A 22,345-nucleotide genomic window follows, 5' to 3' on the forward strand; every position below is an offset into this window, starting at 1 on the left:
CCAGGATGATCAGGTCGGGGCGGTCGGCGAGGGTGGGCAGGAAGCGCTCCAGGTTCAGCGGTTGCGGCGCAGCGGGATGACGGGCGCTGTGGGGGCGGCGTCGCCGCGGGAGTCCGGGCCCGCGGGTCGGACGCTGACGACGCGGGAGCGGGCCAGCGCCGCGCCTGCCTGCGCGCCGCGGTGGCTCGACAGGTCGGTGACGGCGGCCACCGGTCCGGTGGACACGCGGTCGGCGGCCGAGCTGAGCTCCCGCGCGGTGGTCGTGACAAGTGCGCGCGCGACGGAGTGGGCGTGGCTGGCCTCGGCCGGGGATGCGGCGGCGGGCGGTGCGGTCAACAGCCGGTGCGCGGAGTCGGCGACGACGGCCAGGGCCTGGGCGGCGCCGGCCACGGCGGCGGCGAACGCGGCGAGCGCGGCCCGGTCGGCGCCGGGGTCGGCGGTGCGGAACAGGACCTCGTCACTGGCGTCGGCGGCGATGGCCACCAGGTGGGTCATGGGCCACGCCGTCTCGGAGGGGTGGCCGGCCGCCGAGGGCAGCAGCGTGCGGTTCACGGCCTCCAGCCGGTCGGCCAGGGAGCGCATCACCGCCGACGGGTCGGTGTCGGTCAGGGCACTCCGATCATCGGGGGTGGACGGGGGTCAGCGCCGGGCGGAGGGAGCCGTCGCGGTGGCCGGGGACTGCGAGACGATCCGGGTGGCACCGGTACGGCGGGACGCCGCTTCGGCGGTGGCGGCGGCTTCCTCGGCGAACCCGGACGGCACGATGACCAGGGGCTGCTTGCGGTACTCGGCACGCGCGGCGAGGAAGCGTGCGGCCTTGCCGTCCGGGTCCGCCAGCGCCTCCTGCTCGCGGGCGAGTTCGCGCTTGCGGACCTGGGCCAGGCCCGTGCGGAAGCGGCGGATCGTGCTGATGGTGTGCGAGAGCATGCCGTCGACCTCGGCGAACTGCTGGGCCACGCGGGCGTCCAGGCCCGGGGAGTAGAAGTGCGAGCGGGTCTCGCCGCGGGGACGGACCTGGTTCGCGAGGTCGCAGGCCTGGTTGAGGAGTTCGGTGAGCCTGTGCAGAACCGGGCTTGCCCGGGTGGCGGCGAAGGTGGGCCCCCAGTCCTCGCCGACGTTTGCCACGGCGGGCCCAGTGCGGTGCGACAACTGGGCGCGCAGCAGGCAGGCCACGGCTACGTAGTCGGCGAGCGCGCCGATGTCGCGGGCCAGCAGGTCTGGAACCTTGGCGGGCGGGGCCTTGGCGGTGTGCCGCAGGTCGCGGCGGATCTGAGCGAGGTTTGTGGCGAGATCCGCGAGGCGTTGGACGTCGTCGGCGCTGATGTCGCTCATCGCCGGCGCCCGCCTGTCTGCGCGACAACGCCCGCTGCGGCGGCTGGCGCCGCGGAGACCGGGCGCCTCGGGTCGGCGGCGGTGGAGGCCTGCCGCGGTGCCGGGGAGGGGAGTTCGGCGCGGATCTCGGTGATCTGGCGCCAGCCGGCGACCAGGGCGTTGTGGGCCAGGGCCGCCGAGTTCAGCACCTGGTAGCCGAGCGCGTCCTCGCGTACGTCGGGCGTGCGGCCGGTGCCGTTGTCCTCGGGGCCGCATTCGAGGGCGACGGCGGCGTCGAGCGCGTGGGCGAGGTGGCGGTGGGTCCGGGCGGCATGTGCCCGGGCGACCTGGAAGCCGCGGGCGGCCGTGGCCCGGGCCGGGTCGGTGGGCCCGGCCTGGAGGGCCTGGGTCCGGGTGGAGCAGTGCCGCAGCACGGTGAGCATGTGCTCGGCCCCGTCGGCCAGGGCCGCAGGGGTGGGCACGCCGGGGTGGCCGGGCATCGTGTCGGCGCGGTTGAGGGCCTCGGCGACATGGGCCATGACGTTCGCGAGCATGACCAGCTCGGTGTCGAACCCGGGGGTCGTGGGTGGGGCGATGGAAGGCTCCGGAGATGAGAGCGGCGTCAACGGCGGGGTCCGGCGGCGGAGGGCAGGACGGCGGGCGTCGCAGCCGGGTGCGGGGCGGTGATGAACGCGGCTGCCGGGTGGGCCGCGGTGCTGCGGGCGACGGCGGCTCGCAGGCGGCCGGGAGGCAGCGCGGCACCGTCGCGTCCCGAGCGTGCTTCGCGCCGCAGGCCATCGCCGGCGTCCTCCAGGGCGAGCCGGGTCCGTGACAGGGCGAGGTTCAGCTCGCGCCCGGCCCGCTCGCGCACGTCTTCGGCCCGTGGGCCGTCGAGGCCGTCCACCTCGTAGAGCCGGGCGGCCATCGCGCCGGCCCGCCCGACGGTGGCGAGGGCCTCGCCGACGCGGGCGGCGGCGTCGGCCAGGGCGCGGGCGAGGGCTCGCTGCGCGGTGTCGGCGTTCGGGGCGCCGGTCAGAGCGGCGGCGGTCCCCAGCAGCACCTGGTGCTGTTCGCCGATCCGCACTGCGTGCTCACGGAGTTCTGCCACCGAGGGCGGTCCCTGCTCGCGGTAGGCGCCGGGGAGGGCGGCGGTCAGCTCGTCGATGGCGGTGGCGGCGGCCCGCAGCCGGGTGGAAGCGGGACTGGGCGGCCGGACGGGGGTGGGCATCGGGGTCCTTCGGCTGGGAGAGGGGAGAGGTGGGCAGCGGTTCAGTGGCTGCTGCGGATGGGCGCGCGGGCGCAGGCCGCCTGCTGCGCGGGCGACGCAGGCCCGTTCGTCCCGGTGTTGGGGACGGGGGCGAGTGAGCGGGCGCGGGCCGCGTCGCGGCGGTGCTCCGGCTCGCCGGGTTCGCCGACGGGGTTCCCGTCTGTGGTGCCGGTGACGGCACGCCAGCGCTTCTGCACCGCCTCCGTGCCGCGCAGGGTGCGCAGGGCCGATCCGAGGAGGCGGGCGGCGGGCAGCGAGGCGTCGAGGGACAGCATGCGCACCGTGCCCGCCGCGGTGAGGGCAGAACGCAGGACGGAGGCCTGGAGGACCTGTTCGGCCCAGTAGCCCGGATCGCCGCTGAAGCCGGCCCGGGTGACGGCGCGCACGGCGTCGGCGGTGGTCGCGCCCGAGGCCAGGTCTCCGTGGTGCTGGACCTCCCACAGGACGGTCAGCGGGTCGACCGGCTCGCCGCGGTGGGCAAGGGCGGCGACGGCCCGGTAGACGGCGCGGTGCCCGCGGTCCAGGAAGTCCGCCGGGTGCAGCCAGCGGGAGATGTCCTGGACCTCGCGCGGGAGGGCGGTCAGGGACGCGAGCAGGGACGCTTCCTGCCGCAGCGTTTCCTCGACGTCGGCTGGGGGGAGTTCGAGCGGCCACGGGCCGGGAAGGGGCCGCGGGCTCTCGTCCAGCGACCCCCAGGCGTCGGCGAGTTGACCGATGGCGGCCCGCAGGTCGCCGGTGAGGTGGAGCGTGCCGTCGACGGCCCCGGTGCGGGCGGCGGCCAGCAGCCGGTGGGCGTGCTCGTGGACCTGCCTGCGGACCCCGGTCTCCAGCACCATCCGGCCGTACGCGGCGGCGTGGCCGGTCACCGGGCACGCCGCGATCAGCGTGTGCCCGTACCCGGGCGTGAAGCCGGGGCTGGCCTCGGCCGCCGAGGCCATCGCCCGCGTCGCCCACGCGGAACTCGCCCCGTCGGTGTCCGGGGGAGGAGTGGGGTGCCCGGCGGCGTTCTGGGCGAGCAGCACCTCGAACAGGGCGGCGTGAGCGGGCCGGTAGAAGTGCTCCGGTCGCAGCCAGCCGGCCACGTCCCGCAGCCGCTCCGGCGCCAACAGGATCGCGCCGAGGACCGCCTGCTCGGCCTCCATCTGAGGGTTCACCGCGTCACCTCCGCCCGCTGCGGGGAGGACTTGTGGCGGACGGGGGCCGAAACGCCTGGCCCGCCGTCCTCGGCGGGAGTGGCTGCCGGACCGGTGCGAGGCCCGTGGCGGGGTCGGTGGCCGGCATCGGCGCGGGGGCGCGTGGGTCGATCCGGCGCAGGACGCCTTCCGCCTGCCGCTTCGTGGGAAAGCCGCCCTCGGTGATGCTGTAGGTCGCGCTGTGCAGGTGGATGGTCTCCAGCTGGAGCAGGAACCGGCGACCGCTCGCGCGGGGATGGCGGTCGAGCAGAAGCGCCCAGTTCGCCTCGCGCTCCCCGCCGCTGGAGCCGCACGGGTAGGCCATCTGACGGCCGAGCAGCATGTACCGCGAGCCGGAGCGGCGGATCCGGTCCTCGACGCGCAGGGTGGCGCCGTCGCCGGGGCGGGCGAACGCGTAGTCGCCGCCGTCCAGCAGCCCGCTGAACTCGTGCGGGGAGCCGAGTCCGTACGGGTGGGCCGGAACAGGGTGGTAGACGGTGAGGGCGTCGGGGCTCGCGCCGCGCCCCACGAGCCAGTGCCCGGCCCAGGCATAGGTGACCGCCGAGGACATGCGCAGGTGGAAGGTCCGAACGGACGGGTCGAGCCGCAGATGGATGCCGGCGGCCCTGTTGGTGCCGGTCATCAGCGAGGGCGCGCCGCGGTCGGCGGCCACCAGGAACTGCTCGGTGGCGCTCTGCTGGGAGGCGACGACCTCGTAGAGAGCGGGCTCGGTATCCAGCCGCTGAAGGGTTATGGCGCTGGCAGGATCACCGGGTGTCCAGTCACGCAGTGCGTGGACGGCGTCTTCCATGGACTTCCTGAAGGAGTAGGGATCGTGGGCCCCGGGCTCGGGCTGCCGAGGCGGTCAGCGAGAGCGCTGCGGACGACGGATGCCCGGGGCCGGAGGCGGGAGTTCGGCAGGAGGCCCCAGGGCGTCCAGGCCCGGCAGGACGGGCGCGGTGCTGGCGGCTGCGGCGCGGCGGGAGACAGGGCGCGGGTTGGCGGAGGCGGCGCGGGCCTGTGATCGCGGTCCGTACAGGTCCTCCAGGTAGCCGCGCACCGCCTCGCGCCAGGGCCGGCCGAGGAGCGGGCCGAGGACGCGTGCGGCCTCGGTGGGGGCCACGACATCCCCGATCTGTCGGAACCGGGCGGTGTCCGAGCCGTCCCAGGGGTGGCCGGCGGGCATACCGACGAGCAGGGAGGCCTCGCCGGTGGTGATCCGCCGCTGCGGGTCGCCGGCCCAGTACCAGCTGCGGCTGCGTCCGGTGATGGCGGTGGCGGTCTCGTCCGCACTCCATTCGTTGCCACCGGGCGTCGCGCGGTTCCCGCGGGTGTTCACCCGCACGCCCTTCTGCCAGCCGAGGGCCTGCGCGGCGGTGCGTGCCGGTGTCGGGTCGATGGGCTGGGCGGTGCGCAGACTCACCATCTGGTGGCGTCCGGCGACGAAGTAGGTGCGGCGCCGGTGGGAGGCGAGGCCGACATCGGCGGCGTCCAACGTCTCGTAGTCGCTGGTGTACCAGTCCGCGAGCTCCAGGGCATCGGCGAGGGCGTCGAGCACGTCGGTGGGCAGGGCGCTGGACTGCTCCATCGCCAGCCAGCGCAGCGCGTCGAACTTGGCGGTGAGCGTCAGCGACCAGATCAGGGTCTCGGCGATCAGTCCGATGTCCGGTCTGGTCATTTCGGCGATCGGTTCCCGCACGCCGGCCCTGGACAGGAGCGGGCCGGTCCAGCCGGCGTTGCCGTCCCAGTGGGGGTCGGTGCAGATCAGGCAGGTGTCGCCCTCGCCGCACTCGCCCTCGTCGTGCCAGTGGCCGAAGCTTCCCTCGACGGCTCGCGACATGATCTCGTTCAGGAGCCGGAGGTTGCGGCTCTCGTGGCCCTCACGGCTGCCGGCCGGAGTCCAGACCTGGCAGGGGGCGCTGACGATCAGCCCTTCGACGTGGCGCAGGGCCGGGTTCGTGGGGTCGAGGGAGCGGACATCGCAGACAATCCGGCGGTGACCGGCCGCCACCGCGGTCGCCGAGGCGTTCGCGGAAAGGTCGACGCCGATCACGTCGAACGCGCCGGGGCGGGGATCGAGGATCCGCAGGCCCTGCTCCCAGCCGGCCGGGCCGGCGAAGAGGTTGACGATCCTGGGCGGGTCGCCGCTGCGCGGAGGGTAGAGCCAGCGGACCGGCCAGGGATGGGCACGGGCGATCAGCTCGCCGTAGGACCACGGCCCCATCCGGTGGTCGGGACCGAACCACGCCGGTTCACCGGCCGTGGACAGCGGCCGGTAGCCGCCACGTGGGAAAGCACTGTCTGGGGTCAAGGGCGCTGCTCCGGCCGGGCGGCGGAACTGCGGGGCCGGGCGCCCCGTGGTGCGGGACGCGCACCGTCACGGGGCGGGTCGCCCGGGGCGGGCAGGTGACGGGCCGGGGCCCGCGCGACCGTGCCGACGGTGTTCATGCGACCGGACTGCCGGAGCGGCACGAGTAGGGCGAGCAGCCGTCGGTGGGGCCGAACTCGGCCTCGTCGGCAGCGAGCTGTTCCTCCAGGGCGAGCTGCTCGCGGCGGGTGAGACGGTCGATGGGCGCCTCGGACAGGGGGACACGGGAGCGGTGGAGGTAGGCCTGCCCGAGCAACGGCCGGCCGTCCGCGTTCGCGCGGGCGTTCCCGGCGCGGATCTGCGCGTCGAAGTCGACGACGTCCGCCCACTCGTCCGGGTCGCCGTCGCGGATCGACCTCCACTGGGCGTTGCCGTGGAACGGACACCCCAGGCAGCTGCTCTTCGGCGTGGACTCCAGGCCGTGTTCGGCGAGCAGACCCAGGCAGTCACCGCGCGACAGGCCCAGCTCGATCAGCGGAAATCTGTTGCGCGTGTACTTGACGTCGGCGTCCTTTGCCCGATGGAACTCGTCGGTGGAGATCCCGATCCACTGCTCGGCAAACACCTCGGCCGGTATTCGCGCCGGATACGGATATCCGAGGATTTCCCGGACCTGTCGCTTAATTGGTTTGATTTTGTATTCGCCAGTGCACTGGCGCCGCGTCATCCCAGGTGATCCGTCCTTGTTGAGGATGTAGAGCGGCATGCTGGCGAAGCGGTGGGCGGGGTCCAGGGCATCATTTCTGATATTGCCGGAGGACACTCGGAGAATAGGAATTCCGGCGGGCTGGGCTATCTCCCGCTCGACCCGGTCGAGATGGGAATAGACCGCCTTCGGCTCCCAGCCGGTGTCCGCGAAGACGGCGAAATCCAGCTTCGGCAGCTCGCCGAGCGCGGACAGGAGCAGCAGGGTGGTCGACTGCACTCCGGCCCCCAGGGACAGGGTGCGTACGGTGGGCGCGGTGCCGGTAGCGGTCACGGCGCCTGCCACAGCGAGACGACAACGGGCCCTTCGCCCGGCCGCGCTCTGCGGCGGGCGGCGGCTCGCCACCCCGCGCGTTGGGCGCGCGCGGCGCTCTCGTCGTCGCGGGCGTAGGTGACGAGTCGGGTGTAGCCGAGGGATTCGGCGGCACGGCGGCAGGCGGTGTACAGCATGGGGTCCTTGGCCGGGGCGCCGGTGCCGACATCGGCGAAGGTGACCTCCAGCGTGGTGCCGTCGTCGAGCAGACCGGCGGTCGGCCGGTGGGCGACGGCGACGGTGCGAACCCTCCCGTCGTCGTCGGCGCCGGCCACGGCGAACACCCGGCCTCGCGGTGTTCGGTGATGGCGCAGGCGGACGGAGCGGGCGGCCTCGCGGTCGCGGACGGGCACGAGGTGGAGGCTCATGCGGCCACCGCCTTGGCGCGGGCGCGCTCGGTGATCGCCGCGGTCTGCCGGGCGGAGGCCTTGCCGATCACGTCGGCGCCGCGCTCCTTGTACCAGGGGCGCAACCGGATCAGTGCCGGTTTGACCCCGGTGGCGAACAGGAGCGCGGAGCCCTTCGCGAGCGCTCTGATCTGGTCGGCGGGCAGGATCCGTTCCTGGCGCATCGACACGGAGGTGGAGCGCCCGGACTCGCTGGTGGAGTGGGAGACGGTCTCGACGTCGTGCTCGCCGACGAGCCTGGAGAGCTTGTCGGCGAAGTCCGCGTCGTCGATGCCGGAGCCGACGAGCTTGATCGTGGCGGCGGACCAGAGGGCGTCCATTCCGACCTCGCCCCACACGCGCTGGCCCTGCCGGTAGGACTGCAGGATCGTGATCGGGATGACCCCGCGGGAGCCCAGGTGCGAGTACAGGTCGGGCAGGTCGCCGATTTTGCACACGTTCGCGGCCTCGTCGAGGATGCACAGCAGCGGGGGGTCGAGGCGTCCGCCGTCGCGTTCGGCCTGGACGACGGCGGTGCGCATCACGCTGTCGGCCGCGGCGGCGATCAGTGCGGACGCGCTGCCGCCGCCGTCCTTGCTGAGCAGGTAGAGGGTGTCCGTGCGGGTGACGAAGTCGGCGGGCTTGAACTCCGGAAGCTCGCTGTTGGGGGTGACCCAGGCGGCGATCTTCGGGTCGAGCAGGCACGAGGCGTACTGGCGCGCGGTCTCGAAGATCCCGTCCCTGGTCTCGACCGCGCCGGACACCGTGCCCTGCAACTGGGCCGCAATGGCGGACAGTTGGTTCGACTTGAGGATGTCGATCGGGGTGCGGTCGGCGGGCTGGGCGAGCCAGGCCAGGACGTCGGTGATCGGGCGCCCGTCGGCGCCGGCCGCCAGGAACAATGCGGTGAGCGTGTTGGCGGCGGCGGTGCTCCAGAAGTCGCCCTGCTCGCCCTCGTCGACGGCGGCGGTCACGAAGTGCTGGGCCAGGCGCCGGGCACCGGGCAGGTCGCCGGCGTCGGCGAGCGGATCCCACCACATCGCCTGCTCGGTGTGGGCGATCTGCTGGGGGTCCATCACCCACACCCGGCCCGCCTCGGCCCGGGCGTCCAGGGTGACGGTGAAGGCGTCGCCCGCCGCCTTGTTACTGGTGAGCAGGACCGGGCCGGGGGCGTTGAGAATCGAGGGGACCGCGAGGCTGGTCGTCTTGCCGGAGCGCGGCGCCATGATGGCGACGGCGACGTCCTCCCACGAGGTGCGAACCTCGGGGCCCTTCTCGCCCAGGGTGCCGAGCAGGACGCCGGTGTCCTCGGGGCGGATCGCGCCGGGCTTGGCGGAGGCGAGGCTGGGGCGCAGGCTCCGCGCCTTGGTGGTGATCTCCTTGGGCAGGAGGACGGCGAGGTCGCGGCCGGTGGCCAGGCCGCTGCTCTTCCTGCGGACCTTGAGGTAGATCCGCAGGCCCACGGCGGCGAGGGCGAGGGTGACGGCGGCGGGCGTGACGCGGGCGCCGACGAGCAGGGCGACGGGCCCCAGTCCCGGCCACAGCCGCTGGGGATGGAGGGCGGCCGTGACCGGCTGGTAGACCGCCCACGGGCCCTGCCCGAAGAAGAGGTTGGTGGTGTTGCCGAGGGCCCAGGCGATCGAGCCGAAGGCGATGAGGAGGAGGCCGGCACCGATCAGGGCGTAGAGGAGGGCGTCGGTGCCGGGGGATGCGGAGGGTGACTTGGGGGAGGAAGCGGGGGGCAGGGTCGTCCTTACGGGGATGGCCCGGGCGCACGGGATCGCAGGCCCTCAGGGGCTGCGGGCGCGGGGCGGGAGACGCGGCCGGGCGCCGGGCGCGGTGTGCTCACGCGCCGGGGACCGGGGCCGGGGAAAGGGGGGGAGGACGCTCAGCGGTGCGGGGCCGCAGGGGCCGGTGTGCCGCCCCACGGCGCGGCGGTGCTGCGCAGGGCGGACGCCGGACGGGTCTGGGCGGGCGCGGTGCGGGCGGTGGAGGCGCGAAGGCGGCCGGCGCGGTCGAACGAGGCGAGCTGGCAGGCCGCGTGAGCGAGGGACAGGTCGCGCTCCAGGTACGGGGTCGAGCCGTCGGCGCGCATCAGCGGGGCCACGATGCGCGCCTCGTGGTTGCCGATCCGCAGGGCGATCCACCGGCAGGCCAAGGGATCGTCGACGGGCACGATGCCGGTGGCGGCCAGGATCCGGCGGACGGTCGAGGCCCACCGTTCGTCCGGGAGCGGGGCACTGTCGGGATGAGCGCGGACGGTGCAGTGCCACACGTCCCGGCTGCGGCCCGGCCGCAGGTCCCGCTCGGGCCGCCGGGCGCGCAGATAGGCGTCCAATTCGGCTGCGAGGGAGTCCAGTTCCGAGCTGCCGGGAGCAGGCAGTCCGGCGATCGGCTGCCAGGCGTCGAGGACGGTGACCCGGGGGGTGCCCGGCAGGCGCACGGCGTGGTGCTGGGCGGCGACGAGCAGGTCGCGGGTGCTGGCATAGCGGGTGATGGACGGGATCAGGGGAAACGTTTCTCCAGGGGCGGGTGGTTCAGCGCCTGCGTGGGGCGGGCCCTGGGCCGGGTGGCTGGGGCGGGGCCGGTGCCGGCGGGGCCACGGGCCGCGCGGCGCTCGATCGGATCCGGGCGGGGCGGGCGGCCACGGAGCGCAGGCGCTCGTGTGTGCCGGTGATGTCGCTGCCGGCCTGCCAGATCTCGTCGGCGGCGAGGGCGAGCGGCTGCCACAGGTAGCTGCCGCCGGGCGCGTCCTTGACCCACCGACTGGCGGTCGCGAGGGCGTCGGAGAGCGCTTCGAGAGTGCCGCCGTCACGGGTGATCGCCTCGACCAGGTCGGCCACCTCGGCGGGACCGGAGGCGTCGCGCAGCTGCTCGCAGACGAGCCGCAGCGCCTCGGTGGCCCGGACCGCCGGGGACGGCTGGGGCATGGGGGGCAGGGTCTCCTGCGGGCCGGTCACCGGGCCTTGCCCGCGGCGGCCTGCGGAACAGCAGTGTGGGTGGGTTCGGCTGAGGTCGTGGACGGCGCCGCGGACGGGCGGGTGGCCACCCGAGCGGCCAGCGCGCGGGTACTCAGGTCGGAGGCGAGGGGCCTGCGGTAGTCCCAGGGCCAGTGGCCGCCGATGGCGTACAGGCCCCGCGCATCGGCGGCGACCTGCTCCTGTCCGCCCTCGCCGTCGTACTCCTTGGGCCAGGTGAACTGCAGGGTTCCGTCAGCCTTGAACTCGGCGGTCATCCCGCAGTCGTCCTTGCGCAGGTCGGCGACGATCTGCTCGGCGCCGCTGCGGGTGAACAGCGGGTTGCCGTACGGGTCGACGTAGCCGGCGCTGGGGGTGGCGAGGGCCGGGACCGGGACGTGGGTGGAGCCCTCCGGCCAGAACAGGTAGACCCGTTCGCCGTCGGCCGGTGCGGGTCCGGTCCACAGGGCCTGCTCGACGGCGTGGCGGTTGGCCGCGGCTTCGGCCGGGCTGAGGTCCTGGGCGAGAAGCGTCAGCGCGGCCGAGAGGTGGGGGCCGGACTTCCCCAGCGCTTCGTCGATGGCCTCCAGGGCATCGGCGGCGAGGTGGCCGAGTTCGTACAGGTCCTCGGACGCAGGGTCGGAGCGGTGGGTGCGCTCCAGGCTGTCGAGATCGGCACGGACGGTGACGGCCATGGAGGAGGCGAGTGCCAGTAGGCCCTTGTCGGCGAGGAGGGTCTGGAGCAGGGCCTGGCTGGGGGTGCGCTGCTGGGAGTCCAGTTGGTCGGCCAGCGCCCGCAGCCGCTGGGCGTAGGAGGTGACGGTGGTGGGCTTGCTCATGCGTGGGTCCTTCGTGGGCCGGGGCGGGTTCGGAGGGTGCGGCCGGGGTGACGGGCCGGGCGGTGGAGGCGCGGGCGGCGGGCGAGCGGGTCCGGGCGGCGTGCACGCGCGGACCCGTCACTGCGGGCGCGGGATATCCGGTGGCAGTTGCCGCCGTCGCGATGGCGCGGGCGGCGGCGGCGCCGTCCATATGCCAGGCCTGAAGGTCGGCCCGCTCATGCAGGGAGCCGTCGGCGCGCAGGGAAGCCCGGGCCCCGGCGGTGAACAGGGCGTGCAGCGCGTCCGTCGTGCTGTACGGGCCGGTGACCATCTGCGCGCCGACATCGGCGAGGTCGCGCACGTCGTCCATGGAATCGACGAGGGCGGTCAGCTCCCCGAGGCGGGCGGCGATCTCGGCCAGGACCTCCAGGGCCTGCTCGCCTGCGGGGGACAGCCGAAGCTCGGGGTCGACCTCGACCCGGTAGCCGGCGCGCTCCAGCAGCCGCGCGGCCTCGCCCACCAACGCCCGCAGCACGATCGGGCCGTCCGTGCTCTGCAGGGCGAGAGGGTGTTCGGCGTTGCGTGGCGGGGCGAAGCCGAGCCTGGCGAGTACGGCACGGGCCCGCTGGTCGGCTCCGGTCGCCTCGGCGGCGCCGAAGGAACCCGGTGCGATGCGGACCGGCTCGCTCAACGGGCAGTCGCCCGGGCGGCGGGTGCTGCGGTGTTGGCGGGCGCCGGCGTCGGCGCGCCCGGGTGGACGGGCCTGGCGGCGGACTGCGCGAGGCGGCCGTGTGCGGCTGCCGCCCGGGGCGAGAGCGTGGCGGGCTCCGCCGGGAAGGCGAGGCCGTAGCCGGCCAGGCGGGTGCTGATCTGCTCCAGGTGCAGGCGAAGCAGGACCGCGGTGGCGCCGGCCTGTCCTAGCTGCTCGGCTGTCTGCCGGGCGGCGCGGGTGCCGCCGTCGGCGGTGCTCTCGGCGGCGAGTCGCAGGGTCTCCTCGACCTCGGCGAGCAGGGGTTCCAGCAGCGCGAGGGGCCTGGCGATGTCGGCGGGCATGCTGCTGTCGGCGAGGGAGTCGCCCAGGCGCCGCACGGCCTGCGCGGCGGTGCGGGCGCTCTCGGCGTCGTCCGGCGGGCAGGGGCGGGCGGTGGCGGGGGTGGGGGACACGGTCGGGGCCTCGCCTAGAACGGGTTCTCGGTGCTGCGGTCCGCGTCGGTGGCGGCCGCCAGCAGCTCGGGCAGGTCACCGGGCGCAGCATCGCGCTGGTCGATCCACCAGCCGGCGCGGTCCACGGTGCGGGCACGGTTCTCGACCTCCTCCCAACCGCCTTCCGCGAGCGTTCCCTCGACGACGAGCGCCTGGTAGGCGGTGGTGACGAGCTGGTGGCGCGAGCGCTCGCCCCAGGCGAGGATCGTCTGCGGCCCGGTCAGCGGCGGCATGCGGTACTGCTCGGCCCACGCGGCGGCGGCCTGCTGCTCCTCGGCGCGGCGGGCGGCGATCCACGCGGCCCGTTCCGCGCCGTCGCTCTCGCGTTCGGCGCGCCAGCAGTCCGTGCAGTCGCGGCCGGCGAGCCAGCGGGCGTAGCCGGCACGCCGGTCGGCCGGGCGGGCGGACAGGTCGTGCTCGACCTCGTGTCCGCAGGAGTGGGTGACGGGCCATCGGGTCTTCACTGCCAAGTGGGAGGGCTCCTTCGCGGGGTTCAGCGGGCGTGGATGCTGTAGGCGTGGCGCGGGTCGACCGGCTGCGCGGCGGCCTCGACGGGCTGGGCCGCGCCGACGCGGCCGAGCTGGAGGCTGGTGGCGCGGGCGGCCTTGGCCCGGGCGCCGAGGTTGGCCTCGACGGGCGGCCGGGAGGCGGGGGCGGCGGTGCGGGTGCGTGCCGGGGAGGCGGCGGAGATGGTCTCCAGGTCCTTGCGGACGCCGCCGAGGGTGGTCTGGGCGCTCTCCAGCACATCGGAGACCTGCTCGGGGTCCAGGGCCTGCGGGCCGTCGCGCAGCTGCTGGGCGAGGCCCGTGAGGATCTCCTCGATCGCGGCCAGGGTGTTCTGCCGGTTGGTCAGCAGGGCGCCCATCCGGCTGCCGGGTTCCGCGGGGGCCGGGTGCAGGCGGGTGGCGAACGGGTCCTGTCCGCCCTCCGGTTCGGTCCGCTTGCCGGGACCGGGACCGGGGCTGAGGTGGGGCGCGGGGATGATCCGGGTGGCGAACGGGTCGTCCTCGGACGGGTGCTGCCGGGAGGAGGACTCGGCGACCTTGATCAGGTGGGTGCGGAACTGGTCCGCAGCGTTGTCCGGTGAGCGGTCCGGGTCGTACGGCAGGTCGGCCGCGACGCTCAGGCCGGCCGCGCGCAGCCGGGCCACGGTGTCCATGGCCCGCTCGGGGCCGTTGGCCTGCTGCTCGGTGAGGGAGAACAGTGTCGGGTGGCCGGGGACCCGGTAGAAGCCGGCAGCCGCGAGGTACTTGGCGGCGGCGGGGTCGACGGTGTTGTTGGTGGCGGTGATGCCGTGCTCGTGGTGGGTGCCCACCGTGACGTCGGCCCGGGCCGCCGCGGCGGGACCGGTGAGGAGCGGGGCGTCGTGCGAGGGGGAGACGCGGCCGGTGACGATCTTCGTGCCGGGCGCTGCGGCGGCCGAGGAGGGGGACGGGTAGCCGGGGTGGGCGTCGTACTCGAACGCCGGGTCCGGGCGGACGTCCGCGCCGGTGGAGCGCAGGGCCGCTACGGTCTGGCGGGCGTGGAGCAGCAGGTTGTCGGTCCGGCCGGTGAACGCGAGGTCGCCGCTGGTGCCCGCGAGCGGGGTGAAGCCGTAGTCGGCCAGCAGGCGCCGCTGGCGGTAGGTGGCGTGTTCGAGACCGGTGACGGCGACGCCGTGCTCGGGGTGGCGGGTGATCTGGACGACGGGGCGGTCGGTGATGCGGGGCTCCTAGAGGCTGGCGGCGTGCGTGGGGGCGGTGGAGATCACCTGCGCGGACGGGGCCGCCTGGATGATGGGGCCGGCGCCGAGCCCGCGGGCGGTGACGGCGCTCGCGGCGGTCGCCCGCACGCTGCGCGCGGTCGCGATCGGCGCTTCGACGACGGAGCCCAGGTCGGTGAGGCCGGCCTGCAGGTCGCGCAGGGTGTCGGACAGGCCTGTCACCTGGCTGAGTGCGATGTCGGCGCGGGCGGCGAGCAGTTCGCCCTGGTCGGCGGCGACCTGGTCGATGAACGTGCTCATGTCGGCGAGCAGCTGGGAGAGGTTCGGCAGCGCCCCGGACTTCGGGTCGAGCGCGGTGTCCAGCAGGTCGGCGACGTCCCGGCTGTCGGTGAGCGTGCGCAGGTTGACCTGTTCGAGGACCAGGTCCTCGGCGGCCTCGGCCAGGCGGTCGGCGGAGGCAGGGGGCGTGGCGAGGCCGACGGTGGCGACCTGCAGACCCAGGCCCTGCAGGACCAGGCTCGCCCGGGCCGCGGCGATCAGCGACTGGCGGTCTCCGGCTCCGGCCGGCGGCAGGTAGATGTCGCGGTCCGGGGCGGACCCGTCGTAGCGCCACCCGACCTGCCGAAGGACGTCGGGCACCAGGCCCTCGGTGGCGTCGGTGGCGGTGGCGGCGACGATCCCTTCGGTCTGGTGGCGTGCGAAGACCACGTCGGCGCCGAACGTTGCCGCGCGGACGGGGTCCTCCCGGGCGCCCGTTTCGACGGTCAGCTCGCCGGCGTCCAGCAGGTACGCGGACTGGGCGGCGCGGGAGACTGCGTCGTCGCCGCGGAACTCGTACGCCCCGCGGTCGTCCTGGAGCGCGAGCGCGCCGTTCTGCTCCAGGATCCGGTGTGCCGCGTCGGGCGCGCGGGGGCCGAGTCGGACGGTGATGGCGCCGTCGGCGCCGGTGCCGAAGGTGATGTCGGCCATGGATTCCTCGCTTGTGGGTTGGGGGTGGGGGATCACCGTCGGCGGGCAGGGGCCGCGGCGGCGGGTGCAGGGGCCGGCGCCACCGGTGCCTGCCGGCTCCCGGACACGCGGCTGGCGGCGCGTGCGGCGCGCATGCGGGCTGCCGTCGGCGGACGGGTCTCGCGCAGGACCAGCAGCCGGAACTCCCGGCGGAGATGGCCGGCGAACGTCTCCGGAGCGTCCCCGGTGACGGACAGTGCCCCGGTGGGCCGGTGATGGCGCAGTTCGAGGTAGCGCCCGGTGACGCGGTCGGCGGCGATCATCCATTCGTCGTCGTCGAACGTGCGCCGGGCCTCCACCTCGACCTCGCCCCGGGCGATCTGCTCGGTGACGGCCCGCGTGTCGGAGCTCAGGCGGACGCGGCCCAGCCGGGTGGCGGCCTCGCTCCGGGCCCGGCGGGCGGTTTCCGCGGCGTCGGGGAACGGGGCCGCGGAGTTCAGCCACCCGTAGTGCCGCAGTACGTCGGTCGAACCCTGCTGCGGCTCGTGCCAGTTGCGCACCTCGACGCCCTCGGCGATCAGGCGACCGATCGCGGCTTCCGCTGCGGCGCTCTGCTCGAACATGGGCAGCCAGGTGCCCATGTGCCACGCGCCGAACGGCTCGGACCGCAGGTGGAAGCCGGTGTCCGCCAGGACCCGCGTGACGGCCGGCCGGGGGTAGCGCGGAGCCAGGACGAACTCGCCCAGGTCGTAGTTCCAACCGAAGCGAAGTGGCTGAAGCCCCTCGCGGCCGGTCACCGGCTGCGCCGCGGTCCGACCGGCTCGGCCGGGGCGGTGACGGCTTCGGCGCCGTCGCGGTGCTGCAGGTGCTCCAGCAGGTCGGCCTCCGCCCGGTCGCGGGCGGCAGTGGCGTTCTTCAGGACCTCCAGCTGGGTGCTCAGGTCCGCGAGCAGTTGTGCGTCGACCCGACGCTGCCGGTCCGCGCAGATCGTCAGCCGCATACGCTCGAAGGCGACCGTGGTCTCCGCCCGTGTCAGCGTGCGGTGAGCATTCAGCACGCGCGCGGCGGCGTCGGTGCGTGCCTGCTCGGCGTGCAGCATCGCGATGCCGGCGCCGAGGGAGGCCTCCACCCGGGAGTCGAGGCGGGTCAGGGGTGGTGGGACGGGCAAGAGGTGTTCCTTCCGGACGGCGGCAGGGGCGATCGGGTGTGGCCGGTCGGGGTCACAGCGCGCGGCTCGGCATGGCCTGGTGGGGCGCGGGCGGTGCGGCAGGGACGCCCCCGGCCGGGGCGTGCGGCACGACGGAGCGGACACGGGCAGAGGTCGAGCGGGCGGAGGCGGCAGCGGCCGGACCAGGGCGGGAGAGGATCGGCAGCGGCGCGTCCGGGCGCCAGGCGCCGGGGGTGTCGGTGAACCGGCCGAGCGGGTCCGTGGACCACGGCACGACGGGGCCTCGCCGGTGCTCGCCGAGCCCGATCACCTCGACACCGTGGGCATGGAGCACATACGCCCAGGTGAGCCTTTCGCTGGTGCGCTCAGTGATGACCGCCCGGGGCTCCACCCGGCCGCCTGCCGACGGCTCGGAGCTGTACTGGCGGCCGGGCCACCGGCCGATGCCGGGGGCGGTGCGCAGCTCGTCCGGTGCGCCGTCCAGCAGGTCCGTTCCGAGTGCGGACCATCCGACCGGGACGTCGTCGACGAGGTGGCGGGCCAGGGCGTCGGCGTCCTGGCCGAAGCGGTACTGGAACGCGCCCAGGATCAGGGGGAGTTGGTGGCTGGGCTGGCCGTCCTTGTGGCAGTAGATCCCGCGGAAGCCGCTGGGTGTGGGGCGGGCGATGACGGAACGCGTGGACAACTGTGTCTCCGAGGGTCGGAACGAGGCCGCAGGGGCTACCGGCCGCGACGATGCCGCCTTGGCCTCTGCGGGCGGGGGTACGGGCCGGCCGCCACAGCGACATCTCCTGGCGGGGCAGGAACCTTTCTCGCTCAAGGACGCCGACGGCGAGCTCGGAGTCCATGGCCGCCATCGTGATCTGCGGCAGCACCGGGTGGCGTGCGATGGTCACCAGCGGCAGGTACGACGGCCCGCCGCTCACGGGCGCAACCTGGCAGCGCGGGGTGCCGGTCCGGGGGCCGGTGCCTCGGCGGGCAGGTCATCGCGCCGGGGCTGGAGCACTGCGGCGGACCGGGCTGTTGCGGCATCCGTCCGAGGGGCCTCCGGGGTGGGAGCCGGCAGGGTCGCCGGGTGCCCGAAGGCGAGCGCCGCCGCGTCCAGGTCGCCGAAGGTGGCGACGTCGTAGAAACGGCCCCCGTCGGTGGTGAGTACGGCTGCGGTGCCGTCGGCCGGGTAGCTCGCCAGCAGGCGGGTGGGACCGGCGGCCTCGGTGAGGCGCGCGTGAACCACCAGGCGCCCGGCCGCTACGTCGGCGGCAACCTGGTGTACCCAGATCGTGCCCGGGGCCCGGGTCAACGGCGCGACGTCGATGGCGGGCCCGGTGACGGCCTGCTGCTGTTCGTCTTCCCCGTAGAGGCGCAGGACGTCGTAGCCAGCAGCGGTGAGCAGCCGGGTGGCGTCGAGGACGAGCCGCGGTGCGACCGAGGACGAGGTGGCCCGCCGGGGCCGGTGGAGTCCTGTGGCGTCGTCGCGCACCAGACCTGCCTGCTCCAGCCACTGGCGGCTGGCACGGTCTGCGGCTTTGGCGGAGAGGAGGCTGCTGGACGGTTCAATGGCGAAGGTGATGGTGGGTGAGGGCACAGGATTCCGTTGCGGGTGGTCGGGGCCGCGGGGCTGCGGCCCGGATGGGGGCGGCGCGACGGCGGGGAGGACCTCGGCGCCGACAGGACGGCCCGCTCAGCGCGAACGGCCCTGCTGCGGGGTCGTGTCCGACGAAGTCGCGGGTGCCGCTGGTGCCGGGCGGGGGGAGGTGGCGGGCACACTGCGAAGACGTGCGGCATCGGACCGGCTGCGGCGGCCCGGGCCGGCGGCTTCGGCCAGGGACACCAGGTGGGCGGACAGCGCCGCGAGCGGGCCCTCGGCCACCACCGTGGCGAGTGGCCACGCCAGCTCGTTGCGCAGTTCCTCGGCGATGAACCGGTCCGCCACGGCGTTGCCGTCCGTCCCGACGATGCAGGCCGTGACCTGCTGCCAGCCGGCCCTGACCATCTCCAGCTGGGCGAGGGTGCCCCTGATCACGTCGAGGAGCTGCAGATCCATTCCGAGGGGATGCGGCAGGTCGGACTCGCTCAGCGGGGCGGCCTTGATCTCAGTGATGAGGGTCTGCCCGTGCAGGATCACCGCCTCGATGTGCGGCCACGCGACCCGGTTGCGGGCCGTGTCGGCCTCCTCGTAGTACGGACCACCGTCGTCTTCCCACGACTCCTCCTCCTCGTCGTCGAGGCTGTCCTGGGAGGGGCCCCAGTCGACGGCTGCCTGTCGGATCGCGGCGAGGGCGCCTGCTACGGCACGGGCGCGTGCCTCCAGGACCTCCTGCCGGACGAGCGGCAGAAGGATGTCCTTGACCTGCTCGGCCGCGGACGCCGGGGCGGTGTCGAGGGAGGTCGTCAGGCTGACCGGTGTGTCGAACGGGGCGCCCGCAAGCGCGCCGGTGGCATCGGGCCGTGCGGGGGCGATGAGGAGGTGCGGTTGCCCGGAGGGCTGTGCGACCACCAGGTGTTCGCCCGCGGGGCCGGTGAGCTCGAAGGCTTTGATCGGCGTCTGTGCCGGCGTGGAGCCGGTTTCCGCCGCAGACCACGGCCGTGGTCCGGGACCGGCGGCCACGTCCGTGGGGCGGGTGGACCATCCGGGCAGGTGCTCGGTCAGCGCGGCGACGAAGGTGGGAAAGGGCAGGCTGGCGGGCATGGGGTCCTCGGCGGCGGGAGGTTAGTCGATGTCGGGGTGGAGGTCCGGGTCGTGGACGTAGCCGAAGACGATCCGTTCCAGCTGGCCGAGGAGCAGGCCGCCGTGCTGGCGGAAGGCATCGAGGCGCTCGGCGACGTAGTCCTGCCGGTCGGCCTCGGCGCGCGCGACGCGCGCGAGGTTGCGGGTCGAGAGCCGGCCCCATTCCAGGAGGTCGGTCGGCGTGGCCAGGTCCATCCACACCCAGACCCCCGAGCCCAGCTTCAACACGCCCTCGGGGTGGAACATCCCGGACTTCCGCCGGGGGTTGGGGCTGCGGCGCTCGCCCCACCCGCGGACCAGCCCGTGCACGAGCTTGTCGAGGGCAGCGGCCTGGACGTGAGCTTCGAGATCGCTGGCGGACCGCGGCTTCGAGTTCGCCCTTGCGGAAGCGACCGCTCTCGTCGGTGACCGCGCGGGCGGCATCGTCAACGACCTCCCACAGCCGGAACTCGGCGTCGGTGCTCATGCGGCCTCACGCTCCCGCCACGCCTGGGCCATCTCGGAGAGCGCGGCCATCGCCTGCTCGATCACCTCGCCGGTGATCGCCCGGCCGGTCAGCATGAACTGCGGGTCGTACAGCGCCACGGTGTCGGTGCCACGGGCCTGGGCGAGCGGCGGAACCACCTCGCACAGGAACTGGGTGGCGACCTGACGTCGCCGAACCTCTTCGTCGGCCCGCTCCTTGCGCTCGACCCAGGCAGCCGCCAGGCCAATCTCGCCCTCGACGACCTTGTCCGCCAGCTCCGGGTCCTCCGCGCGAAGCCGAGCCAGCTGGTTCTCCGCGGAGTCCGCCTGAGCCTTGGCTTCCCGCGCGGTCTTGTAGGCCTCGTCCAGGCCGACGGCCCCGCTGATTACCTGGTCCATCAGGTCGGGGGCATGGCGCGCCACGGTCATGGCTTGGCCGATGCGTCCGAGGGAGACGCCGATCTGTTCAGCAATGGAACGAGCGGACAGTTCAAATTCGATACGGCCACTTGGTTCCGAAACGGAACAGGCCTTCGCCGCGACCATGGCGCTCTGCCCCTTGGTCAGGTTCCGTCGCCGAATGTTGATCCGGAGGGCGTAGGCGCCCGGGTTGGGACCGTTGTAGGTGGCGAACTCGGGCTCGACGCCAGCAACCTTGCACGCCGCGAGGCGGTTGCGGCCGTCCAGAAGCCTGCCGTTGGGGTCGAGCATGATCGGGATGTACTGGCCGTTCGCCTTGATGTCCTCAGCGAGGGCAAGCAGCTCCTCGTCGTCAAGCATCGGGAAGGCGCTGGCAGAGGGGTGGAACTCGATGATGGTGTCCTAGAGTTGATGGGTAATCCGGCTGCCGGCCTCTGCGTCGAAGCCACGCAGTCACGCACGGGTGTCGACCGGTTCGCGTGGGCCGGCCTGCATCCTGGCGTCGGTGTCGAACAGTTCACGCTCGGCCGGGTGCAACAGATGTTGAACCACGAAGGACCTGCCGGCGATCTTGTAGAGGCCTCGGCCGCGGGTGAGGGCGGCGATGGCCTGTGTCTCGACGCCGGTCAGGCCGAGCAGGCCGGCGGTGGACGCGAGCTGGTCGGGTTCCTGGCGGTAGATGATGCGGGTGGCGCAGTCGCTGAGGAGGCCCTCCGCGAGGGCGCGGCCCCGGGAACCGGCGTCGCCGGCGGACAGCAGGTCCGACAGGCGGTGGATGATCAGGAGGTTGGCGATGCCGAGGCCTCGGCTGAGCTTCCACTGCTGCTCCATGCGCTCCAGCAGCGGCAGGTGGCGCATCAGGCGCCACGCCTCGTCGTAGACGACCCAGCGGCGTCCACCTGCGGGGTCGGAGAGGGCGGCTTCCATCCACGCGGACGCGCAGGTCATGGCGAGGATCAGGCCGGTGTCGTCGCCGGCGGTGCCGAGGCTGGAGAGGTCGATGCTGAGCATCGGCGCCGTCGGATCGAACTCGACGGTCGACGGGGCGTCGAAGATCCCGGCCAAGTCCCCCTGGACGAGACGGCGCAGGGCGTGCGCGAGGTCTTCGGCAGCGGCGCCGAGGCGTCGGGCCGGGTCTCCTAGGGCGTCGTCGAGGCGTCGGGAGTTGCCGAGCATGGCGGCGACGTCGCCGAGAAGCGGCACCCGGTCGGTGCGTCGGGCCTCTGCGACGACCTCGTCCAGCGCGACGTCGAGAGCGGTGTGCTCCATCGGCACCAGGTCGCGGTGCAGTACGGTGCGGGCCAGCGAGGCGAGGAGTAGGAGGCGGCGCTTGCGGACCTCGGCCGCCCACTCGGCCGGGTCGGCACCACCTGGAGGCGCAGGGGCGTCGAGCGGGTTGAGCCGGCCGCTCATGCCCGGGCCGAGCGCGATGGTCCGCCCGCCGAGAGCCTCGGCCACCGGGCTCCACTCGCCCTTGGGATCACAGGGGATGTAGATCTTGTAACCATGGGCGATGCTGCGCAGCGCAAGGGACTTGGCGAGTGCGCTCTTGCCCATGCCGATGACGCCGGCCAACAGCAGGTTCGGATTCGTGAACCCTTCGATGCGGCCGTACAACTCGAAGGGGTCGAACGAGAAGCCCGCTTCGGCGTGGACGTCGCGGCCGATGTACATCCCGCCGGCGCCGAGACCGCCCTCGGCGAGGAAGGGGAACGCTCCGCTCGCGGTCGCGGTGGTCATGCGGTGGGCGGGGAGCTTGAGTTTGCCGCCGCGGGCGGAGGCGGGGCCGGGGCGGCCGGAGGCAGGGTAGACGGGGCGGGCGTCGAGCTCGTCGACCTGGGTCGCGGTGCGGCGGCGGGGCTGGTTGGCGAGGCGGGCCTCGCGGTGGGCGGCGGCGAGGTCGCGGCGGGCCTGGCGGCGGCGGGCCTGGTCGCTGCGGCTGGGCGTGAACAGGGCGCTGGCGCTGGTGCGTCTGGTCAAGTGCGGGAGGTCTCTCCGGGTTCAGCGGCGGATCAGGTCGGTGGGGGTGCTGATCTGCCGCACGCGGGCGGAGGCCTTGAGGTGGCGCTGGCAGATGGTGAGGTCGGGCGCGCCTTCGGGCAGGCGGAGCGCGCAGGCCTCGCGGGTGGGTGCGCGGCCGTCGGCGCGGGGGGCGACATGGTAGGCGTCGTGCAGGTGCTCGCTGACCTGCCACATCCGGATCCTGGCGTGGTGGAGCTGGTCGCCCTCGGTGGCTGCGTGTGCGCGGGTGCGGACCGTAGCCTGGTCGAGGAGGACGTGCAGCGTGACGGCGTGCTCGTGCAGGGCGTCGAGTTCGACGCGCGTCAGTGGCTGGTCGCCGGTCAGCTCGGTGTCGCGGTGACAGGCGAGGGCGGTGGTGGCGAACCCGATCAGGTTCGGCTCGTCGTGCATGG

At 74.3% G+C, this 22,345-nt stretch carries 26 protein-coding genes; all 26 read right to left on the reverse strand.

Going from position 1 to position 22,345, the window contains the following annotated elements:
• Positions 1-54: 54 nt before the first annotated feature.
• The 26 genes from MCM47_RS22075 to MCM47_RS22200 all read right to left on the reverse strand — a co-directional run bounded on the left by MCM47_RS22075 (position 55) and on the right by MCM47_RS22200 (position 22,343).
• On the reverse strand, positions 55-585 hold the full coding sequence (locus tag MCM47_RS22075; RefSeq protein WP_238863376.1) for a hypothetical protein: 531 nt from the start codon (positions 583-585) through the stop codon (positions 55-57).
• Between the two features lie 54 nt (positions 586-639).
• Entirely contained in the window at positions 640-1,332 is a 693-nt protein-coding gene (locus MCM47_RS22080) for a hypothetical protein (protein ID WP_238863377.1), read from the reverse strand.
• Positions 1,329-1,865, reverse strand: coding sequence for a hypothetical protein (locus tag MCM47_RS22085; RefSeq protein WP_238863378.1), 537 nt, complete (start codon positions 1,863-1,865; stop codon positions 1,329-1,331). Before MCM47_RS22085 ends, MCM47_RS22080 begins: the two co-directional genes overlap by 4 nt.
• Positions 1,866-1,933: 68 nt before the next feature.
• Positions 1,934-2,539: a hypothetical protein gene (locus tag MCM47_RS22090; RefSeq protein WP_238863379.1), complete on the reverse strand. Its 606-nt coding sequence runs from the start codon at positions 2,537-2,539 to the stop codon at positions 1,934-1,936.
• A 41-nt stretch (positions 2,540-2,580) separates the two neighbouring features.
• Positions 2,581-3,732: a DnaB-like helicase N-terminal domain-containing protein gene (locus MCM47_RS22095; RefSeq protein ID WP_238863380.1), complete on the reverse strand. Its 1,152-nt coding sequence runs from the start codon at positions 3,730-3,732 to the stop codon at positions 2,581-2,583.
• A gap of 4 nt (positions 3,733-3,736) precedes the next feature.
• Positions 3,737-4,561, reverse strand: a complete 825-nt coding sequence (locus tag MCM47_RS22100) for a hypothetical protein (protein WP_238863381.1) — start codon at positions 4,559-4,561, stop codon at positions 3,737-3,739.
• Positions 4,562-4,615: 54 nt separating this feature from the next.
• Positions 4,616-6,061, reverse strand: a complete 1,446-nt coding sequence (locus MCM47_RS22105; protein WP_238863382.1) for a hypothetical protein — start codon at positions 6,059-6,061, stop codon at positions 4,616-4,618.
• Between the two features lie 133 nt (positions 6,062-6,194).
• Positions 6,195-7,028, reverse strand: coding sequence for a hypothetical protein (locus tag MCM47_RS22110; RefSeq protein ID WP_238863449.1), 834 nt, complete (start codon positions 7,026-7,028; stop codon positions 6,195-6,197).
• Between the two features lie 65 nt (positions 7,029-7,093).
• The gene (locus MCM47_RS22115; protein ID WP_238863383.1) at positions 7,094-7,504 is read right to left on the reverse strand and encodes an XF1762 family protein; all 411 of its coding nucleotides are present in this window, start codon (positions 7,502-7,504) and stop codon (positions 7,094-7,096) included.
• Complete coding sequence (locus MCM47_RS22120) at positions 7,501-9,267, reverse strand: type IV secretory system conjugative DNA transfer family protein (protein ID WP_238863450.1); 1,767 nt, start codon at positions 9,265-9,267, stop codon at positions 7,501-7,503. Before MCM47_RS22120 ends, MCM47_RS22115 begins: the two co-directional genes overlap by 4 nt.
• Positions 9,268-9,410: 143 nt before the next feature.
• Positions 9,411-9,965, reverse strand: coding sequence for a hypothetical protein (locus MCM47_RS22125; RefSeq protein ID WP_238863384.1), 555 nt, complete (start codon positions 9,963-9,965; stop codon positions 9,411-9,413).
• 94 nt (positions 9,966-10,059) lie between these two features.
• Positions 10,060-10,452: a hypothetical protein gene (locus tag MCM47_RS22130; protein WP_238863385.1), complete on the reverse strand. Its 393-nt coding sequence runs from the start codon at positions 10,450-10,452 to the stop codon at positions 10,060-10,062.
• Positions 10,453-10,478: 26 nt separating this feature from the next.
• Positions 10,479-11,318 carry a hypothetical protein gene (locus MCM47_RS22135; protein ID WP_238863386.1) on the reverse strand — a complete coding sequence of 280 codons (840 nt, stop codon included), beginning with the start codon at positions 11,316-11,318 and terminating at the stop codon, positions 10,479-10,481.
• 666 nt (positions 11,319-11,984) lie between these two features.
• A complete protein-coding gene (locus MCM47_RS22140; protein ID WP_238863387.1) occupies positions 11,985-12,461 on the reverse strand; it encodes a hypothetical protein in 477 nt (158 codons plus the stop codon).
• A gap of 14 nt (positions 12,462-12,475) precedes the next feature.
• The gene (locus tag MCM47_RS22145; RefSeq protein ID WP_238863388.1) at positions 12,476-12,970 is read right to left on the reverse strand and encodes a hypothetical protein; all 495 of its coding nucleotides are present in this window, start codon (positions 12,968-12,970) and stop codon (positions 12,476-12,478) included.
• Positions 12,971-12,993: 23 nt separating this feature from the next.
• On the reverse strand, positions 12,994-13,815 hold the full coding sequence (locus MCM47_RS22150; RefSeq protein ID WP_238863389.1) for a hypothetical protein: 822 nt from the start codon (positions 13,813-13,815) through the stop codon (positions 12,994-12,996).
• Positions 13,816-14,211: 396 nt separating this feature from the next.
• Positions 14,212-15,171 carry a hypothetical protein gene (locus MCM47_RS22155; protein WP_238863390.1) on the reverse strand — a complete coding sequence of 320 codons (960 nt, stop codon included), beginning with the start codon at positions 15,169-15,171 and terminating at the stop codon, positions 14,212-14,214.
• Positions 15,172-15,203: 32 nt separating this feature from the next.
• Positions 15,204-15,947 (reverse strand): hypothetical protein, encoded by a 744-nt coding sequence (locus MCM47_RS22160; protein WP_238863391.1) that lies wholly within the window; start codon positions 15,945-15,947, stop codon positions 15,204-15,206.
• A complete protein-coding gene (locus MCM47_RS22165; protein WP_238863392.1) occupies positions 15,944-16,318 on the reverse strand; it encodes a hypothetical protein in 375 nt (124 codons plus the stop codon). The genes MCM47_RS22160 and MCM47_RS22165 overlap by 4 nt, the downstream gene beginning before the upstream one ends.
• A 52-nt stretch (positions 16,319-16,370) precedes the next feature.
• The gene (locus MCM47_RS22170; protein ID WP_238863393.1) at positions 16,371-17,003 is read right to left on the reverse strand and encodes a hypothetical protein; all 633 of its coding nucleotides are present in this window, start codon (positions 17,001-17,003) and stop codon (positions 16,371-16,373) included.
• A gap of 237 nt (positions 17,004-17,240) precedes the next feature.
• Positions 17,241-17,903 carry a hypothetical protein gene (locus MCM47_RS22175; RefSeq protein ID WP_238863394.1) on the reverse strand — a complete coding sequence of 221 codons (663 nt, stop codon included), beginning with the start codon at positions 17,901-17,903 and terminating at the stop codon, positions 17,241-17,243.
• 96 nt (positions 17,904-17,999) lie between these two features.
• Complete coding sequence (locus tag MCM47_RS22180; RefSeq protein WP_238863395.1) at positions 18,000-19,007, reverse strand: hypothetical protein; 1,008 nt, start codon at positions 19,005-19,007, stop codon at positions 18,000-18,002.
• A gap of 21 nt (positions 19,008-19,028) precedes the next feature.
• Entirely contained in the window at positions 19,029-19,292 is a 264-nt protein-coding gene (locus MCM47_RS22185) for a hypothetical protein (protein WP_238863396.1), read from the reverse strand.
• Between the two features lie 216 nt (positions 19,293-19,508).
• Positions 19,509-20,291: a ParB N-terminal domain-containing protein gene (locus tag MCM47_RS22190; protein WP_238863397.1), complete on the reverse strand. Its 783-nt coding sequence runs from the start codon at positions 20,289-20,291 to the stop codon at positions 19,509-19,511.
• Positions 20,292-20,384: 93 nt separating this feature from the next.
• Positions 20,385-21,911: an ATP-binding protein gene (locus MCM47_RS22195; protein WP_238863398.1), complete on the reverse strand. Its 1,527-nt coding sequence runs from the start codon at positions 21,909-21,911 to the stop codon at positions 20,385-20,387.
• Positions 21,912-21,932: 21 nt separating this feature from the next.
• Positions 21,933-22,343: a DUF6238 family protein gene (locus MCM47_RS22200; RefSeq protein WP_238863399.1), complete on the reverse strand. Its 411-nt coding sequence runs from the start codon at positions 22,341-22,343 to the stop codon at positions 21,933-21,935.
• Between the last annotated feature and the right edge of the window lie 2 nt (positions 22,344-22,345).

Source organism: Kitasatospora sp. A2-31 (assembly GCF_022288725.1).
Classification (GTDB): Bacteria; Actinomycetota; Actinomycetes; order Streptomycetales; family Streptomycetaceae; genus Kitasatospora.

What these genes read in the sequence shown, in the direction of transcription:
- MCM47_RS22135 (WP_238863386.1), bottom strand. Translation starts at nt 11,318, where the DNA reads ATGAGCAAGCCCACCACCGTCACCTCCTACGCCCAGCGGCTGCGGGCG.
- MCM47_RS22090 (WP_238863379.1), bottom strand. Translation starts at nt 2,539, where the DNA reads ATGCCCACCCCCGTCCGGCCGCCCAGTCCCGCTTCCACCCGGCTGCGG.
- MCM47_RS22115 (WP_238863383.1), bottom strand. Translation starts at nt 7,504, where the DNA reads ATGAGCCTCCACCTCGTGCCCGTCCGCGACCGCGAGGCCGCCCGCTCC.
- MCM47_RS22200 (WP_238863399.1), bottom strand. Translation starts at nt 22,343, where the DNA reads ATGCACGACGAGCCGAACCTGATCGGGTTCGCCACCACCGCCCTCGCC.
- MCM47_RS22100 (WP_238863381.1), bottom strand. Translation starts at nt 4,561, where the DNA reads ATGGAAGACGCCGTCCACGCACTGCGTGACTGGACACCCGGTGATCCT.
- MCM47_RS22130 (WP_238863385.1), bottom strand. Translation starts at nt 10,452, where the DNA reads ATGCCCCAGCCGTCCCCGGCGGTCCGGGCCACCGAGGCGCTGCGGCTC.
- MCM47_RS22185 (WP_238863396.1), bottom strand. Translation starts at nt 19,292, where the DNA reads ATGTTCCACCCCGAGGGCGTGTTGAAGCTGGGCTCGGGGGTCTGGGTG.
- MCM47_RS22080 (WP_238863377.1), bottom strand. Translation starts at nt 1,332, where the DNA reads ATGAGCGACATCAGCGCCGACGACGTCCAACGCCTCGCGGATCTCGCC.
- MCM47_RS22190 (WP_238863397.1), bottom strand. Translation starts at nt 20,291, where the DNA reads ATGCTTGACGACGAGGAGCTGCTTGCCCTCGCTGAGGACATCAAGGCG.
- MCM47_RS22155 (WP_238863390.1), bottom strand. Translation starts at nt 15,171, where the DNA reads ATGGCCGACATCACCTTCGGCACCGGCGCCGACGGCGCCATCACCGTC.
- MCM47_RS22180 (WP_238863395.1), bottom strand. Translation starts at nt 19,007, where the DNA reads ATGCCCGCCAGCCTGCCCTTTCCCACCTTCGTCGCCGCGCTGACCGAG.
- MCM47_RS22085 (WP_238863378.1), bottom strand. Translation starts at nt 1,865, where the DNA reads ATGCTCGCGAACGTCATGGCCCATGTCGCCGAGGCCCTCAACCGCGCC.